This window comes from Enterobacter sp. 5-4 (assembly GCF_000612205.1).
In the GTDB taxonomy this organism is placed as follows: domain Bacteria; phylum Pseudomonadota; class Gammaproteobacteria; order Enterobacterales; family Enterobacteriaceae; genus Enterobacter; species Enterobacter roggenkampii.
In genome coordinates, this window is sequence record NZ_JFHW01000007.1 from 252,725 (window position 1) to 268,795 (window position 16,071).

The window sequence follows — 16,071 nt, forward strand, 5'->3', positions numbered from 1 at the left end:
GTCATACTGCGAGCTTCCGCGGTTTAAGAAGAGGCAACTATGAACGCATTATTATACGGACTCGTGGTCATTATCTGGGGAACCACCTGGATTGCGATTTTCCTGCAGCAGGGCCCCGTCGCGGCGCCGGTGTCGATTTTCTGGCGCTTCGCCGTCGCCAGCCTCACCATGATGGTGGTGTTACTCGCCCTGCGTCGCCTGCGCACGCTGGCGCTTCGGGATCATCTTTTTTGCCTGCTTCAGGGATGCTGTGTTTTCTGCATTAACTTCTGGTGTTTTTACACGGCAGCGGCACATATCAATACCGGGCTGGAGTCGGTGATCTTCTCCATGGCGGTACTCTATAACGCCATTAACAGCTTTATTTTCTTCGGACAGCGCCCGCCCGCGCGTTTCTGGACGGCGGCGGCGCTGGGGCTGGTCGGGATTATCACCCTCTTCTGGGACGATCTGCTGGCCAGCGGCTGGAGCGCGTCACTCCTGACGGGCATTGGCCTTTCCGCACTCGGCACGTATGGGTTCTCGCTGGGTAATATGATCAGCATGCGCCATCAGCGCAGAGGCCTTGAAACCATGACCACCAACGCCTGGGCGATGCTCTATGGCACGCTGGTGATGGGCTGCATTGCGCTGTTCAGAGGCGATAGCTTTGTACCGGAATGGACGGTGAGCTATCTCGGCGCGCTGGTGTATCTGGCCCTGTTTGGCTCGGTGATTGCCTTTGGCGCCTACTTCACGCTGGTGGGACGTATTGGCCCGGGCAGAGCGGCCTACAGCACGCTGCTCTTCCCTCTGGTGGCGCTCTCCATCTCCACGGTGTATGAAGGCTACGTCTGGCATGTCAACGGTATCGTGGGATTAGTGCTGATTCTGGGAGGAAATATGGTGATGTTTACCAAACCGGAAACCTGGATCAGACGCTTACGAATGGCATAAATAAAAAGGCCTGCATTACGCAGGCCGTTTTATTTTATTTCGCGGTCTTTTTCACATCAAACATGGTGGCGTCCGTCGCCATGTCATCAACAACCTGCTTCAGCGTCGCAAAGGTCATTGGTGTGTTTTCGTTATTCAGCTCTTTACCTTCGCCTTTACGTACCACCTTCATGACCGGTTTGTTGGTGGCCGCATCGATCAGCTCGCCTTCAAAGAAGAGATGCGTATCCATGGTGCGGTGTCCGGTTGCCATCTGCGTCCCGGCAACCACCAGCGCAACAGGCACCACTTCATAGAACTGCAGCCCCTCTTTCTGCGAACTCACCCCGGTAATCGCGCCACGGAAAATCAGGCTGTGTTTACCCGGCGTGGTGACAACTGGCTTACGCGTACCAATCGCCGTTTTCATTTTGTTATTGGTGTAATTCAACAACTCATCAAGCGTTTTTTGCCCAATTTGCGTGGTGGGTTTTGGCGTTGGATAATAGGTAATTGGCGTCCAGAGAATGCTGTCGTAATTGGCTTCGTTATACGAAGGATCGACCCAACGCAGCGTCGGTTTTCCCGTCGCCGAGGTCGTTTGCTGTAAGCCTGAATAATCTTTTAAAAAGCCGGAGTATTGTTCCGGAGCGGCGACTTTTGAAGAACAGCCCGCCAACGCCAACAGACCAGTAAGCACTGCAACTTTAAAAAAAGTTTGAGTACGCATGATAGTTTTCCATGTTATCTGCAAGTATGCATTTGAAGTTATAGCAAAAGTCTGGCGGGTTTGTTGTGACAAAAAATGATGCCGGGAGCACAAATTGCAAAAAGATTGCCCGGACGCATGCCGGGCAGTGAAAAATTACTGATTTATATCCACTTGCCAGAACAGATGTTTGCCAAACGGGTCGATTTCATAGCCCTTCACCTCCTTGCGCACCGGTTCGAAAATCGTTGAATGCGCAATCATCACCGCAGGCATCTGGTCATGCATCATCTGTTGAGCCTGTTTATACAGCGCCACCCGTTTATCATGATCGGTTATCGATTTGGCTTCAGCAACGATCTTATCAAACGGCTTATAGCACCATTTCGCCGAATTTGAGCCACCGTTCGCCGAGGTGCAGGTAAACAGCGGACCAAAGAAGTTGTCAGGATCGCCCGTTGCGGTCGTCCAGCCCATCAGCGCAGCCTGATGTTCCCCGCCCTTCACACGCTTAAGGTATTCGCCCCACTCGTAGGTAACGATTTTGGTCTGTACGCTAATTTTCGCCCAGTCCGCCTGAATCATCTCCGCCATGCGTTTCGCATTCGGGTTATAGGGCCGCTGGACCGGCATCGCCCATAAATCGATGCTGACGCCGCTGGCAAAACCGGCCTCTTTCAGCAGCGCTGTGGCTTTTTCAGGATCGTAGTCGTAATCCTTAAGCTCGCTGTCGGCGCTCCAGACGCCAGGCGGCAGCAGGTTCTTCGCCGCCGTTCCGGTACCGTGGAACACCGCATCAATAATGGCCGGTTTGTTGATGGCCATCGCCAGCGCCTGACGGACCTTAACGTTATCCAGCGGCGGCTTCTGCGTGTTGAACGCCAGAAAACCGGTGTTCAGCCCGGCTTTGCTCATCAGGTTGATATCTTTATTGGCCTTCATGCGCGGCAGATCGGCCGGGTTCGGGAACGGCATCACCTGACATTCGTTCTTCTCAATTTTGGCAAAACGCACGGAGGCATCCGGGGTGATGCTAAACACCAGTCGGTCCAGCTTCGATTTCCCCTGCCAGTAGTCGGCAAACGCCGTGAACAGGATCCGGGAATCCTTCTGATACTGCGCCAGCTTAAACGGCCCGGTGCCGATGGGCTCCATATCCACCTTCTCCGGCGTGCCCGCTTTCAGCATCGCGTCGGCATACTCCGCCGAAAGGATTGAGGCAAAATACCAGGCCAGATCGGCGACAAACGGCGCTTCCGGGTGCGCCAGGGTAAAGCGCACGGTGTGGTCATCGACTTTATCAATGGCGGTTATCAGGCTGCCGAACTCCAGGCTTTCGAAGTTGGAGTAGCTGCCGTTAGAGACATTATGGTAGGGATGATTCACGTCTTTCTGGCGCATAAACGAGAAGATCACGTCGTCGGCGTTAAAGTCGCGGGTCGGCGTGAAGGATTTATTGCTCTGGAACTTCACGCCCTTGCGCAGATGGAAGGTGTACACCTTGCCGTCGTCGCTCACCTCCCAACGCTCCGCCAGGCTCGGCACCAGCTCCGTGGTGCCGGGTTTGAAATCGACCAGACGGTTATAGACCGGCACGGCGCTGGCGTCGACGCTGGTTCCCGAGGTGTAAAGCTGAGGGTTAAAGTTTTCCGGCGATCCTTCGGAACAATACACCAGCGTTTTCGCGGCGACGGCGGAACTGACCGTGAGCGCCGCAAGCGCCAGCGCAATAGTTGTGAGTTTGCTTGTCATCATTTATTCCTGTCTTTTTAATTCGACGGCTAATTAATTCTTTTGCCATTTCATAAATAACATTAAAGTGAAGTGGCAAACACCCGAAAAATAAATAAGGAACAAATCACTATGGGCTCGCCGCTTTCCAGACAATTAACGCACCGTTTTTTCCGCTATCTCGCGATCACCAGTCAGAGCGATCCCAGAGTCAAAACTCTGCCCTCAACGCCGGGCCAGCACGACATGGCGCGCGAGCTGGCGCAGGAGCTGGCACAGCTGGGGTTAAACGATATTGTGATTGATGAATTTGCCACGGTAACGGCGGTAAAAAAAGGCAACGTGCCCGGTGCGCCGCGCATCGGCTTTATTACCCATATTGATACCGTCGACGTGGGACTTTCACCGGATATTCATCCACAAATATTAACGTTTACCGGTGAAGATCTCTGTCTGAATAAAGAGAAAGACATCTGGCTGCGGGTAGAGGAGCACCCTGAAATTCTGGCTTATCCGAACGAGGAGATTATTTTCAGCGACGGAACCAGCGTATTGGGCGCCGATAATAAATCGGCGGTCACGGTGGTCATGACGGTGCTGGAAAACCTGACGGCGGAACATCAGCATGGGGATATCGTCGTGGCGTTTGTGCCTGACGAAGAGATCGGCCTGAACGGTGCCAAGGCGCTCGATCTTAAGCGCTTTGACGTCGACTTCGCCTGGACTATCGACTGCTGCGAGCTGGGGGAAATTGTCTACGAAAACTTTAATGCGGCAGCCGCGGAAATCCGATTTACCGGCGTGACGGCGCACCCGATGTCCGCGAAAGGCGTGCTGGTGAATCCCCTGCTGATGGCGACTGACTACATCAGCCATTTTGACCGCCAGCAAACGCCCGAGTGCACCGAGGGACGTGAAGGCTATATCTGGTTTAACGGCATTCAGGCCGGACAGAACGAGGCCGTTCTTAAGGCCAATATCCGCGACTTTGACAAGGAGCGCTTTGCCGCGCGCAAGCAGCAGATTGCCGACGTGGCCGCGCTGATTGCCGCCCAATATCCGACGGCCAGCGTGGACTATCGCATTGAAGAGACCTACAGCAATATCAGCAATGCGATTGGCGAAGACCGACGCGCCATCGATCTGATGTTCGAGGCGATGGAATCGCTCGGCATCACGCCGAAACCGACGCCGATGCGCGGCGGCACCGACGGCGCGGCGCTCTCGGCTAAAGGGCTACTCACCCCGAACTTCTTCACCGGGGCGCATAACTTCCACTCGAAGTTTGAATTCCTGCCGCTGTCGTCGTTTGAGGCGTCTTATAAGACTGCCCTGCAGATCTGCCTGCTGGCCGCCCGTTAAGCGGGCTTGCGTGCCAGCATCGTGGCAAAGCGCAGCTTGATGCGGTTGCCGTTTTCATCGGTGCGGTGCAGTTCGCCAACGTCCTCGTTGTATTTGAGCAACTGCCAGCCTTCATAGTAGTTGCTCAGCTCACCGCTCCTGAACGCAAACGGGAAGCCGACCGTGCAGGGGTAGTCTGCCGTATCCATGGCGGCAACAATCAGATTGTAACCGCCCGGCGTCGTGCAGCGCTGCATATTGGCGATAAGGCCCGGGATGGTTTTTGCCTCCAGGAACATCAGTACCACGGTAGAGAGAATAAAATCGTACTGGCCGTCAAAGCTCAGGTTGTTCAGATCCTTAATCGCGGTATGCAGATTAGCGATCCCTTCTTCCGCCTTGATGCGCTCGATATTGTCGATGCTCATCGGGTTCTTGTCCCACGCGGTGACTTCGTAGCCGTTGGCTGCAAGATAAAGGCTGTTGCGGCCGTTGCCGCAGCCCAGATCCAGCGTTTTACCGGGCTTCACGATCTCCGCGCTGTACAGCACTTCTGAATGGGTACGGGTTAAGCCATATTTCTCAGTGAAGTAATTCTCATCGACGGTCATTATTGTTCCTCGGATTGCATAAGCTGCGCTTTATCAGCACGAACCAGAAGTTTGCCCTGAAGCAGCAGAATCAATGTACGCACCAACAGCCACCCAATAATCGCGTTGGTGAAAATAAACAGCGGCACGGCAATGGCGTGAAAAAAGCCCGTCGGACTGCTTTGTCCCAGATGCAGACCCGTGGTTGCCAGGGCCGATACGCCAAAGGAAAAACTCCAGAATGAGGCATTGAACGGCTGGGACAAATACCATGGCATCAGGCGGAGCATAAATAGCAGCTGCAGCAGACCATAGCCGAACAGCATTTTCGCAAACGTATCCGCCTGACCGCCATTTACGCTGAACCAGGCGCTACATGCCACCAGCGCGGGCGCCAGTTGAATACCCAATGAAGTACGCAGTGCGGAGGGCAGTTCTCCTGCACTACGAAGACGCTGAAGAATAACCGGTTCCAGGCTGAGCCAGGAAAAGACGCCCGCGCCAAGGAAGACTAACCCTGCATCGTTGAAGCACAGGGCACCGCATGCCATCGCGCTGATAAAATTATTCGCCACCGTAGGCAGATATAATCCAGGCGTGGTCGCCTCTTGCGGATGTTTCCCGCGCCATAACCCGGCGCTTTGCCAGGCGGAGTATGCAAGCTGCACCACCACGCCAATGCCGAACAATGTCAGTGACACCGCGCGACACCAGGGGATAAAACCGATGGCGACCAGCATCGTGGTGGCCGGGAAAAGGCTGACAAAACTGCTCATCACCGGGTGTCGCATCTCTGCCAGCACGCTGCGGGGAAAACGGATCGCGCGCGTCACAAACGCGACCGTTAAAAGAAACCAGCATATCACCGCAAGGGCTACGAGGCCCTCACCCGGCCAACGCGTCACTGGCCAGAGGGTGCTGGCGTATCGCCAGGCGAAACCCATCCCGATGATGCCAAGCACCATGCCAAAATACCCTGCGGGCAAGTTAAGTACCTGTTGGGGTTTGTTAAATTTATTCATTAATTTTAATTTTTAAAATGTATTTTAAATGCCATTTTAAGCGGTTTCTGCAGCGGATACCAGCAAAACGAAAAGCCGAAAATTTGCTACGTTTAGTTGAGATGCTTACCAGAGATCAAACGATGAAAAAGTACCGGCTCAGCGATGAAACCCGCCTCTGGCAATGGAAAAACGGCGAAACCACCCACGCCGCCACGCTGCGGCAGATCATCGCCACGGCGGACTTTAACGACGTGACGGTCGGCACGAGAGGCGGCTGGATTGACGATGAGCGCGCCCTCGCACAGGACGGCGACTGCTGGATCTACGATGAAAACAGCGTGGTGTTCGCCGGGGCAACCGTATCTGGCAACGCGCGCCTTACCCTTCCATGCATCATTAGCCATGACGCGCATATCGGCGGCAGCTGCTGGCTGGACGGCGCGGAGGTTAGCCACGGGGCGCGAATAAGTGACAACGTCACCATTCAGCAATCCTGCGTACGGGGCGAGTGCCATATCTACGGCGACGCGCGCGTGCTGCATCACAGCGTGGTCATTGCCGCCAAAGGGCTGACGCCGGACCATGAACAGATCCTCCAAATCTACGATAAGGCGACGGTGAGCCAGTCGCGGATTGTGCACCAGGCGCAAATCTACGGCGAGGCGATGGTTAATTTTGCCTTCGTTGAACACCGGGCCGAAGTCTTCGACAATGCGATCCTGGAGGGTAACGAACTCAACAACGTCTGGGTATGCGACTGCGCGAAAGTCTACGGCAACGCCCGCGTGATAGCCGGTTTCGACGACGATGCCATCCCGACGGTGCGCTACAGCTCGCAGATTGCGGAGAATGCCGTGGTTGAAGGCAACTGCGTCATCAAGCATCACGTCCTGATTGGCGGTCAGGCATGGCTGCGCGGCGGGCCGATCATGCTGGATGATAAAGTGGTGATCCAGGGGCGCGCGCGAATCAGCGGGGATGTGCTTATCGAGCATCGGGTTGAAATCACCGACGATGCGGTCATAGAAGCGTTTGCTGGCGAGAGCATTCACCTGCGCGGCGAAAAAGTGATAAACGGCGACCAGCGCATCACCCGCACGCCGCTGCTGGGTGCGTTATAGGGTATAAATCCTGCCGTAGATATTCACGTCGTCAAAGCGGCCATTCAGGTATTCCGCTTCCCGCAGGCACCCTTCCAGCGTAAAACCATTGCGCACGGCAACGCTGTTGCTGTGCTGATTCGCCACCCGACACTTGATCACAAAACGGCGGATCTCACCGCGTTCAGCGTAGTAGCGCATAAACGCCTGCAGTGACTGAGAGAGAATGCCCTGCCCCTGGTGGGCTTCATCCAGCCAGTAGCCGATGTAGCCGGCTTTGTTGGTCGGTTCAATGGTGTTGAACGACAGGACGCCAACCAGCGCATCATCCTTGAAAATCAAAAACATTTTGGCGTAGCCGCGCTGATGCAGCATCTGGTTGCTCTGCACGTTACGGCGGGTGTCCTCTTCGCTGACCGCGTGCTGCGCCCAGTCAAAGGCGGTTTGCAGAAAGGCTCTGTTTTTAACGACGAGATTGTGCAGGTCGGCGGTGTAGCGCTCTTCGACGGCGCGAAGTTCGATATCCTGGGTGACGGGGATGATTTCTGAAGACATGGTGCCTCTCAATTGCCGGGTGGCGCTAGCGCTTACCCGGCCTACGTTTCGAAACTGTAGGCCGGGTAAGGCGAAGCCGCCACCCGGCACAATCCCACAAGGGTTAACGCATTACCCTGTCGTCAACGTACTGACGTTTATCCGGCGCCGGTGGGAAATACTGGTACAGCCAGGTTTCACTGATGGCGTCGCCCTGACAGCGCAGGAACAGGCGCATATCCACCGGCTCCGTCGAATCCGACGTCGGGTACCAGTCAAACAGAATGCGATAGCCGTCAAACGGCTCAACGTAGAGGATCTCTACCTGCTTCGCTTCACCGCTGGAGAGCGTAATCACCGGCTCGATGCCTTTTGGCGCAGCGGCCTTCAGGTCGCCACCCACGAAGTCAATCGCAAAGCGACGGGCCCACACTTTCGGGTAGTTTTCCCCTGGAGCCCAGCCTTCCGGGAAGCCGCCCATGCCGGTGCGGGTCGCATAAACGTTCGCCAGCGGGGAGCGCACCGGCGGCATCGCGCTCCAGTAGAGACGATATTTGAAGTCCAGCTCGTCGCCCGCTTTTACCGCTTTTTCCGGCTGCCAGAAGCAGACCACGTTATCCAGCGTTTCACCGGTGGTCGGGATCTCCATCAGGCCAACCGCGCCTTTACCCCAGTCGTTACGCGGTTCCACCCACAGGCTTGGGCGCTTGTTGTACCACCCCATCACGTCCTGATAGTGCGAGAAATCGCGATCGAGCTGCAGCAGCCCGAACCCTTTCGGGTTTTTATCCATATAGGCGTTGAACTGCAGCTTCTGCGGGTTGTTCAGCGGACGACAAATCCACTCCCCGTTGCCGCGCCACATCGCCAGGCGGTCGGAGTCGTGAATTTGCGGGTGAATGGTGTCGCACATGCGGCGTTCGTTATTGCCGCAGCTGAACATGCTGGTCATCGGCGCGATGCCGAGCTGCTTGATGTCCTTACGCGCATAGAGGTGGTTTTCCACCTCCATGATCACCTGGCTCTTCTCGCAGTGGATCACGAACTTATAGGCGCCGGTGATGCTCGGGCTATCCAGCAGCGTATAGACGGTAAAGGTGGTGTCGCCGGGCTTGACGGTTTCAAACCAGAAGGCGGTAAAGTCCGGGAACTCTTCCGGCGTGTCGGTAAAGGTGTCTACCGCCAGACCGCGGGCGGAAAGGCCGTACTGGTAGGTGTCGTCCACCGCGCGGAAATAGCTGGCCCCCAGGAAAGAGACGATATCGCGACGCGCCAGCTCCGGCGCCTTAAACGCGCGGAAGCCCGCAAAGCCGAGATCGCTTTGCCCTTCCAGCTGTTTGGTATCCACGCCCGTTTCACCGTAGCTGAACAGCTCAGGACGGAAGTGGATCTCGCGCGCCATAGCGGTTGACTGGTCCAGCGAGAACATCCGCACGCGGCGGCGGAACCCCATTCCCATGTGGAAGAACTGCACGTCCAGCTGACGTCCTTCAATGTTGTTCCACAGAGACTGCTTTTCGTCGTAGCGAATGGCGTTGTACGCCTGCGGCGTCATGGTTGCCAGCGTCTCCGGCAGCGGACGCGGCGCGCCACCCCACGGGGTTTTCGCCAGGTCATGCGCCATGGATTGCAGTACGGAGAAGTCAAAACGACGGCTCTGGCCGTCAGCAATGTCAGAGTCGGCAGCGTATGCCGCTTTGGAAAACAGGGAAGCAAGGCCGGATGTGCCGCTCAGGGCTGCCACTGCCAGCGAGCCTTTTAGAAAACGTCTGCGATTCATGCCTGGAAAAACGTCCTTATGGTCGTGTGAATGTGTTCCGCGCTCGGCGAAATGACGGCAAGAAAGAACGCACAGCCTAAACAAAAATGGTTAAGAATCCAATTGTTGGCCGGTGATTATATGAACAAAGTGAGAAATATTTTCTGTCGACCAGAACGGCCCGAAAGTGGTGTAAAGAAAGCCTGGAAAATGTGTATAAAAATGCCCCGTCAGGACATCAGCTGACGGGGCCAATGAGGCGGTTATTTTACGCTGACATCGATACCCGGGAAGTACTTATCAGCGAGTTTGGCGATCGTGCCGTCGGCACGTACCTTATCAATTGCGGCATCAAGCTGCTTTTTGGTGGCCTCATCACCTTTGCGCAACCCAAAACCGATCCCACTGCCGAGGATGGTGTCGTCAGACACCGGTTTGCCGATGAAGCCAAACCCTTTTCCCTGCGGCTTGCTGAGGAAACCTGCCTGCCCGGCCGCGGACATGACCAGCGAGGCGTCGATACGGCCATTCAGCAGATCGCCCCAGGCCATATTCTGATCTTTATACGACACCACGGTGACACCCTGCTTTTCCCAGTGCTCTTTGGCATAGGTTTCCTGAATGGAGCCCTGCAGCACGCCGATGGTTTTCCCCTTCAGCCCTTCAGGCGTCGCCTCGACCGCCGTCCCGGCCTTGCCGACCAGCTGCGACGGAATACGGTAGATCGGCTGGGTAAAATCAATGCTCTTGCGGCGCTGCTCGGTGATATTCATCGCCGAGTTGATGGCGTCGAATTTCTTCGCCACCAGCCCCGGGATCAGCGCATCAAACGAGGTTTCCACCCAGCTGCACTTCAGCGCTGCCGCTTTGCAGATGGCATTCCCCAGCTCAACGTCAAACCCTTCCAGTTCGCCTGCCGCATTGCGGCTTTCAAACGGCGGATATTCGGCTTCCAGACCGTAACGCAGCTCGGACGCTGCGAAGGAGGAAAAGGTACACAGCAATCCCATGCCGACAACTAGCGCGCGTAATTTCATCTCAAACTCCTTAGCGTGGTTTAACCCGACACAGGGCCTGGGCACCTGCCCGTAACGTCGCCTCATCTTTCGCAAAAGAGAGACGAATTAATTTATTATCCGTACCGTCCGCATAAAACGCCGACAGCGGAATGGTGGCTACACCGTACTCAACGATCAGCCGTTTCACCAGCTCGCTGTCGCGCTCGTCGCTGAACTGGCTGTAGTCCGCCAGCATGAAGAACGAGCCGGCGCTTGGCAGCAGCGTAAACGGCGAATCGGCCAGCAGACTGTGCAGCAGATCGCGCTTGCGCTGGTAAAACGCCGACAGCGACAGCCAGGTTTGCGGGTCGACCATATGTTCAGCAAACGCGTGCTGCATTGGCGTATCGGCAGAGAACATTAAAAATTGATGGACTTTACAAATCTCGTCCATCAGTACCGCCGGTGCAACACAGTAACCCACGCGCCAGCCGGTGACGTGATACGTTTTTCCGAAAGAAGAAATAATCACGCTTCGCTCCGCCAGCTGCGGGTGCGTAGCCATCCCGTGGTGCGGCTCACCGTCAAACACCACGTGTTCGTACACTTCGTCAGACAAAATAATGATGTCAGTATTGCGGGTCAGCGCCGCCAGCTGCTGCAGATCGTCGGCGGAGAAGACCTGACCGCTCGGGTTGTGCGGCGTATTGATGATAATCATGCGCGTGCGCGGGGTGATCGCGGCGCGAACCTCGTCCCAGTTCACGGCAAAATCCGGCACGGTGAGCCTGATGGCAACCGGCGTTGCCCCCTGCAGGCGGACAATCGGCGCGTAGCTGTCAAATGACGGCTCAAAGTAGATCACCTCATCGCCCGGATGCACCAGCCCGCTGATTGCCGAGTAGAGCCCTTCGCTGGCGCTGGCGGTCACCAGCACCTCGCGGCCCGGGTCATACTGCGTGCCGTAAAGCGTGGCAATTTTATCGGCAATGCGCTCTTTGAGCGTCGGCAGGCCGGTCATCGACGCATACTGGTTTTGCCCTGCCTCCATCGCGCGGGTGACGCCCGCAACAAGCTTCGGGTCGCAGGAAAAATTCGGTGCGCCCTGAGAAAGGTTTATCGCGTTATGCTGCGCCGAGAGCTGGCCGATAACGGTAAAGATCGTGGTGCCCACATCGGGCAGTTTGGAGCGCGTTTGCACAGGCGTTTGTAAAGTCATCCTCTTTCCCTTCTCATGGACATTGCATAACTATTCAAACAACATCTCTGTTGTCGGGACAATCGAATTGTTGTCATAATAGCCATGAGAAAAATGCATAGCTGAGGTGTTTTCATGTCGCGCCGTTCGCTCCCGCTCAATGCCATCGACGCATTTTTAGTCACCGCGCGTCACCTGAATCTGACCCATGCTGCCGCAGAGCTTTGTCTGACGCAGGGGGCCGTGAGCCGCAAGATAGCCTCCCTTGAGGCCTGGTTTGGCTTTCCGCTTTTTGAACGCCACGCGCGCGGCCTGCGCCTCTCTTCACAGGGCTGCGCCCTGCTCCCGGAACTGCAGTCTGCGTTCGAACACTTGCTGACCGTGGCCGACCAGGCCCGCAGTCAGCAAACCGTGATCCGGCTCAAGGCGCCCACCTGCGCCATGCGCTGGCTGGTGCCGCGCCTGCTGGAGGTGGAGCGTGAGCAGCCGGATCTGCAGATCGCCCTGACCACCACCACCGATCATAACGTCAATTTCAAAACCGAATCTTACGACGCGGCCATCGTGTTCGGTACGCACATGAGCGCAGGCGACCTGCTGTTCGAAGAGGCGCTCACCCCGGTGATAAGCCCGGTGCGGGCGGGTGCAACGCTGGGATCGCTGACGTTCCTGCATCCGACAAGGGATAAAACAGACTGGTCGCTGTGGCTGACGAAACAGGAAGGTCCGGGCTTTGCCATGCACAAAAATCAACACTTCGACACGATGGATCTCGCCATCACGGCCGCCATTCAGGGGCTGGGCGTCGCCATTGCCGACGAAACGCTGGTGGCCGAAGATGTCCGCGCGGGAAGACTGATGCGGCCTTATGAAACCAGCATAAAAACCGGCGCGAGCTACCGGCTGGTGCTGCGCGAAACGCCAGGGGAGGAAAATGGGCTGGCGGCGTTTCGCGCCTGTTTGCTTAATCGAGGCTGACGTGGTGCTTCATCACCCGTTTGAAGAGGCTCATCCGGGCGCGCATAAAGCGGTTTTCAAGCCTGAAACCTGCATGTTTATTCACGCCAATGCGTAATAAAACGTCCCGCCCTTTACGGCATGCGGGCCAGTGCGTCGGCCCGGGCAGGATCTCGCGAGGTCCTGCGTCTCGCGCAAAGCTCACCCAGTAATCGGCCACCTGAGCAGCAAACTGCACATCCCGTTCGTTGACATACTGGCGTGAAGGCTCCACCTGGCCGAGGGTATCAAAGACGTAAGGCACTTCATTGCCGTGCCACGCGCCGTTGATATAGGTGGCATGTTCCGCTTCCGCGACATAGTCAAACCAGTAACGCCAGCACAATCCGCCGACGCGCTGCTGCGCCTGCATCACGACGTAGCCCATCGTGGTGAACGCCATGTCGCGGCACACCTGCCTGCCCAGCTCCTCATCGCCTTTGACGCCCGGATAGAGCAGCTTAATCAGCCCCAGCCCGAAGCGGCGCTCCCGGCGAAGCTTCTGGATTTGCCCGGCGAGATCGATGCCAAACACCGCCATCACGCTGGCCTCATCGCTGTTCGAGCCGATCATTACCGGCACGGGGTGCTGGCGAGCGGCGAAAAAGACGTCCAGCATCGCTTCAGGCAGAACGCAATCCCCGACGATGGGGGCCGGAGCAATGTTCAGCGGCGCGGTGAGCGGCCAGAACGCCTCCGGCGGAATGGCGCGCAGTTGTTCGGCTGTCGCCTTTTCCAGGCCAAAATGGGCGGCCAGCGCCTCCCCTTTTTGCAACGCCTGCTCTCGCGGCGTGTCCGGCAAGGTGTACCCGCTTTGCACAATCGCCTTATGGAACAATCCTTCTGCAAGCGGGGAGGCCAGCAGAGAGAGCACGCTGCGCGCGCCCGCGGATTCGCCAAACAGGGTCACGTTAGCGGGGTCGCCACCAAATGCGGCGATATTGTCCCTTACCCATTCGAGGGCGGCGATCTGATCCAGCAGGGCAAAATTATGCACCACGCGATCTTCCTCGCCTTCCAGCGCGGGATGGGCAAAAAAGCCAAGATGACCGAGACGGTAGTTGATCGTCACCACAACTACGCCGCGCGTGGCCAGCGCTTTGCCGTTATAGGGCGGTAATCCACCCGCACCGATGGTAAAGCCGCCGCCGTGCAGCCAGACCATAACCGGAAGCGGCCCGGCGCGCTCTGTGGGAGACCAGACGTTCAGATAGAGGCAGTCTTCCGAGAACTGACCGGGATCGCCCCCGCCCAGCTCCTGGCAATATTCGCTGCTTTGCCAGCTTGAGGCCGAAAAAGCGGTAGCCTCGCGAACGCCATCCCACGGCTCAGGATGCCGCGGGGAGCGCCAGCGCCACTCGCCAACGGGCGGTGCGGCATAAGGAATACCGCACCAGACGTGGACATTTTCATAGGTTAAACCAGACAGTGCGCCCTGGCGCGTTTCAACCACAGGGGCGGAAGGATTTTGCATAACGACCTTATTTTTTCCATCACACCCCAGCAGAGTAACGCTTTCAGAGCAAACCGCAACGCTGTTTGCTGCGCGTTTCAGCCTCCTCATAGAGGGTAAATTCGTCATACACCGGGCAGCCGAGGGCCGCTTCAAACGCATCGCGGCTGGCGTTACCATGGCTGCGGGCCTGCGTTTCGTTCCCGAGATTGGACTGGAAAATCCCCGCGGCGCTGACCGGGAGGAAATCTTCGTAGGTGATCGGCTGTGCGACGACCCATCCGCGCTCGATCAGCGGCTGCGGATCGTCGCCAGGCCGGAACGCATGGCGATGCGCTTCACCCGCTGGCGTCAGACGATAGCGGAAATACGCCAGCTCCTGACGGCGCATTAACAGTTCGCTGTCAGGGAAGGCGCTAAAGATCTCCTGCAGATGCAGCTGGTGCGTCAGGTTATCTTTGCCGGTGCCGGCCTGGGCAAGGAGGCTATCGTACAGTTCCCGGCCTTTCGGGGTCAGCGCCACGCCGCGCTGCTCAATCTCACCGAAGCGCGCGGTGTGGGTGCCTTTGTGTTCACCGGCAAACAGCACCGGCTCTTCCAGCGCCTTGAAACTGGTTTGACGCAGCAGGACGGGCACCTCGCGACGCGGCGGCCCTTCAATCAAAATTTTCGGCTCGATACCGTACTTCGGCATCAGCTCCTGCACCCGGTCAATATCCAGCGTACGCGGGGTCAGGTGGTTGATGTGGCAGCCCGGGAAGCAGACCACATCGGCGATCAGCCGGTGCTCGTTATGCAGCGCGAGATAAGTCTCCTGATCGACCGTCGCATGGCGGTGCCAGCGGAAGGTTTCCAGCGCTTCCTGCACAAACTCCTGCGCTTGCTCGACGGTAAACTGCCCTTCCGATTCATACAGATCGAGAAGCGCCAGACAGCGCGGGGTGAAGATGTTTCGGTGAGACAGAATTTCCGCCGCACGTTCGCGCAGCGCGACGTTTTCAATCAGCTCAAGGCGCAGCAGCGAAGTAAAGATGCGGAACGGATTACGGCACAGCGCCGCATCATCAATCGGCCGAAATGCCGTTGAGTGGACCGGCACCCCCGCCTGGGAGAGATCGTAATAGCTGACCGGGTACATCCCCATAATGGCAAACATACGGCGCAGGGTTGAAAGTTCTTGCGCACTGCCGACGCGAATAGCCCCGTGACGCTCGACGTTCAGACGCGCAAGCTCATCGGCGTTTGCCAGTTGTTCATGTAATAGTGGATCATTTTCCAGCACCGCCAGGTTTACGTCCGCTACCAGTTCAAGCAAGGTGCCGTACTGCGGAACTTCCTGCTGGTACATCGCCGACATAGCCTGCGAAAAGTGTTCCCGAATGTCATCAGCCGTGATGGTGTTCGCCATGATGTCATGCCTCCAGTGAATATTACCTGGAGTGTAGAGAAACCCGTTCCTTCCGGGGGGAAAGATTTCTGATTTGTGATCTTAAGACGACAGTGGTCAAACCGTGTGCGACTGGCCTCTGAACAAGCCTTAACGAAACCGCCCTTTCGCGCCTGTCGCTTTTTATCCAGGATTTTCCTTATAATTATTTAGGGTTTCGCTTTCTAGCTATAAAGGAGTATTTTTTATTTTCCCCTGACTGCAAATCAACCAATTTGAGTGCGTCATTATTTTTATCCTCAGCTTTCAAATTTTTAGCTCAAAGTTAGGAATAATCTGAACAGTTGTTTACAAGT

At 56.6% G+C, this 16,071-nt stretch carries 14 protein-coding genes; 4 read left to right on the forward strand and 10 right to left on the reverse strand.

Features of this window, described 5'->3' with window-relative positions; translation table 11 throughout:
* Positions 1-39: 39 nt before the first annotated feature.
* Positions 40-936 (forward strand): DMT family transporter, encoded by an 897-nt coding sequence (locus AA74_RS0103755; RefSeq protein WP_025911169.1) that lies wholly within the window; start codon positions 40-42, stop codon positions 934-936.
* Positions 937-970: 34 nt separating this feature from the next.
* On the opposite strand, the gene AA74_RS0103760 is transcribed toward AA74_RS0103755, so the two are convergent.
* Positions 971-1,645 (reverse strand): DUF3313 domain-containing protein, encoded by a 675-nt coding sequence (locus AA74_RS0103760; RefSeq protein ID WP_008502258.1) that lies wholly within the window; start codon positions 1,643-1,645, stop codon positions 971-973.
* A gap of 135 nt (positions 1,646-1,780) precedes the next feature.
* Complete coding sequence (locus AA74_RS0103765; RefSeq protein WP_025911170.1) at positions 1,781-3,376, reverse strand: ABC transporter substrate-binding protein; 1,596 nt, start codon at positions 3,374-3,376, stop codon at positions 1,781-1,783.
* Positions 3,377-3,487: 111 nt separating this feature from the next.
* Here AA74_RS0103765 and pepT point away from each other — a divergent pair, with 111 nt between their 5' ends.
* On the forward strand, positions 3,488-4,717 hold the full coding sequence (pepT, locus tag AA74_RS0103770; protein WP_025911172.1) for a peptidase T: 1,230 nt from the start codon (positions 3,488-3,490) through the stop codon (positions 4,715-4,717).
* Here pepT and tehB read toward each other — a convergent pair.
* Positions 4,714-5,307, reverse strand: coding sequence for a tellurite resistance methyltransferase TehB (gene tehB / locus AA74_RS0103775; RefSeq protein ID WP_025911174.1), 594 nt, complete (start codon positions 5,305-5,307; stop codon positions 4,714-4,716). The two genes, pepT and tehB, sit on opposite strands and share 4 nt — an antisense overlap.
* Positions 5,307-6,308 carry a dicarboxylate transporter/tellurite-resistance protein TehA gene (tehA, locus tag AA74_RS0103780; protein ID WP_025911176.1) on the reverse strand — a complete coding sequence of 334 codons (1,002 nt, stop codon included), beginning with the start codon at positions 6,306-6,308 and terminating at the stop codon, positions 5,307-5,309. Before tehA ends, tehB begins: the two co-directional genes overlap by 1 nt.
* A 122-nt stretch (positions 6,309-6,430) precedes the next feature.
* Here tehA and ydcK point away from each other — a divergent pair, with 122 nt between their 5' ends.
* Entirely contained in the window at positions 6,431-7,411 is a 981-nt protein-coding gene (ydcK, locus tag AA74_RS0103785) for a YdcK family protein (RefSeq protein WP_025911178.1), read from the forward strand.
* On the opposite strand, the gene rimL is transcribed toward ydcK, so the two are convergent.
* The 4 genes from rimL to AA74_RS0103805 form a co-directional block, all read right to left on the reverse strand.
* Entirely contained in the window at positions 7,406-7,945 is a 540-nt protein-coding gene (rimL, locus tag AA74_RS0103790) for a 50S ribosomal protein L7/L12-serine acetyltransferase (protein WP_023327447.1), read from the reverse strand. The two genes, ydcK and rimL, sit on opposite strands and share 6 nt — an antisense overlap.
* Positions 7,946-8,048: 103 nt before the next feature.
* On the reverse strand, positions 8,049-9,704 hold the full coding sequence (locus AA74_RS0103795) for a glucan biosynthesis protein D (protein ID WP_023292446.1): 1,656 nt from the start codon (positions 9,702-9,704) through the stop codon (positions 8,049-8,051).
* A gap of 242 nt (positions 9,705-9,946) precedes the next feature.
* Positions 9,947-10,720, reverse strand: a complete 774-nt coding sequence (locus AA74_RS0103800; protein WP_021242531.1) for a transporter substrate-binding domain-containing protein — start codon at positions 10,718-10,720, stop codon at positions 9,947-9,949.
* A gap of 10 nt (positions 10,721-10,730) precedes the next feature.
* Positions 10,731-11,900, reverse strand: a complete 1,170-nt coding sequence (locus tag AA74_RS0103805; protein ID WP_023327446.1) for a pyridoxal phosphate-dependent aminotransferase — start codon at positions 11,898-11,900, stop codon at positions 10,731-10,733.
* A gap of 114 nt (positions 11,901-12,014) precedes the next feature.
* Here AA74_RS0103805 and AA74_RS0103810 point away from each other — a divergent pair, with 114 nt between their 5' ends.
* The gene (locus AA74_RS0103810) at positions 12,015-12,857 is read left to right on the forward strand and encodes a LysR family transcriptional regulator (protein WP_023327445.1); all 843 of its coding nucleotides are present in this window, start codon (positions 12,015-12,017) and stop codon (positions 12,855-12,857) included.
* Here AA74_RS0103810 and AA74_RS0103815 read toward each other — a convergent pair.
* Both AA74_RS0103815 and AA74_RS0103820 read right to left on the reverse strand, forming a co-directional pair.
* The gene (locus AA74_RS0103815; RefSeq protein ID WP_025911183.1) at positions 12,844-14,349 is read right to left on the reverse strand and encodes a carboxylesterase/lipase family protein; all 1,506 of its coding nucleotides are present in this window, start codon (positions 14,347-14,349) and stop codon (positions 12,844-12,846) included. The two genes, AA74_RS0103810 and AA74_RS0103815, sit on opposite strands and share 14 nt — an antisense overlap.
* Before the next feature lie 43 nt (positions 14,350-14,392).
* Positions 14,393-15,736, reverse strand: coding sequence for a VOC family protein (locus AA74_RS0103820; protein WP_008502270.1), 1,344 nt, complete (start codon positions 15,734-15,736; stop codon positions 14,393-14,395).
* Positions 15,737-16,071: the final 335 nt, after the last annotated feature.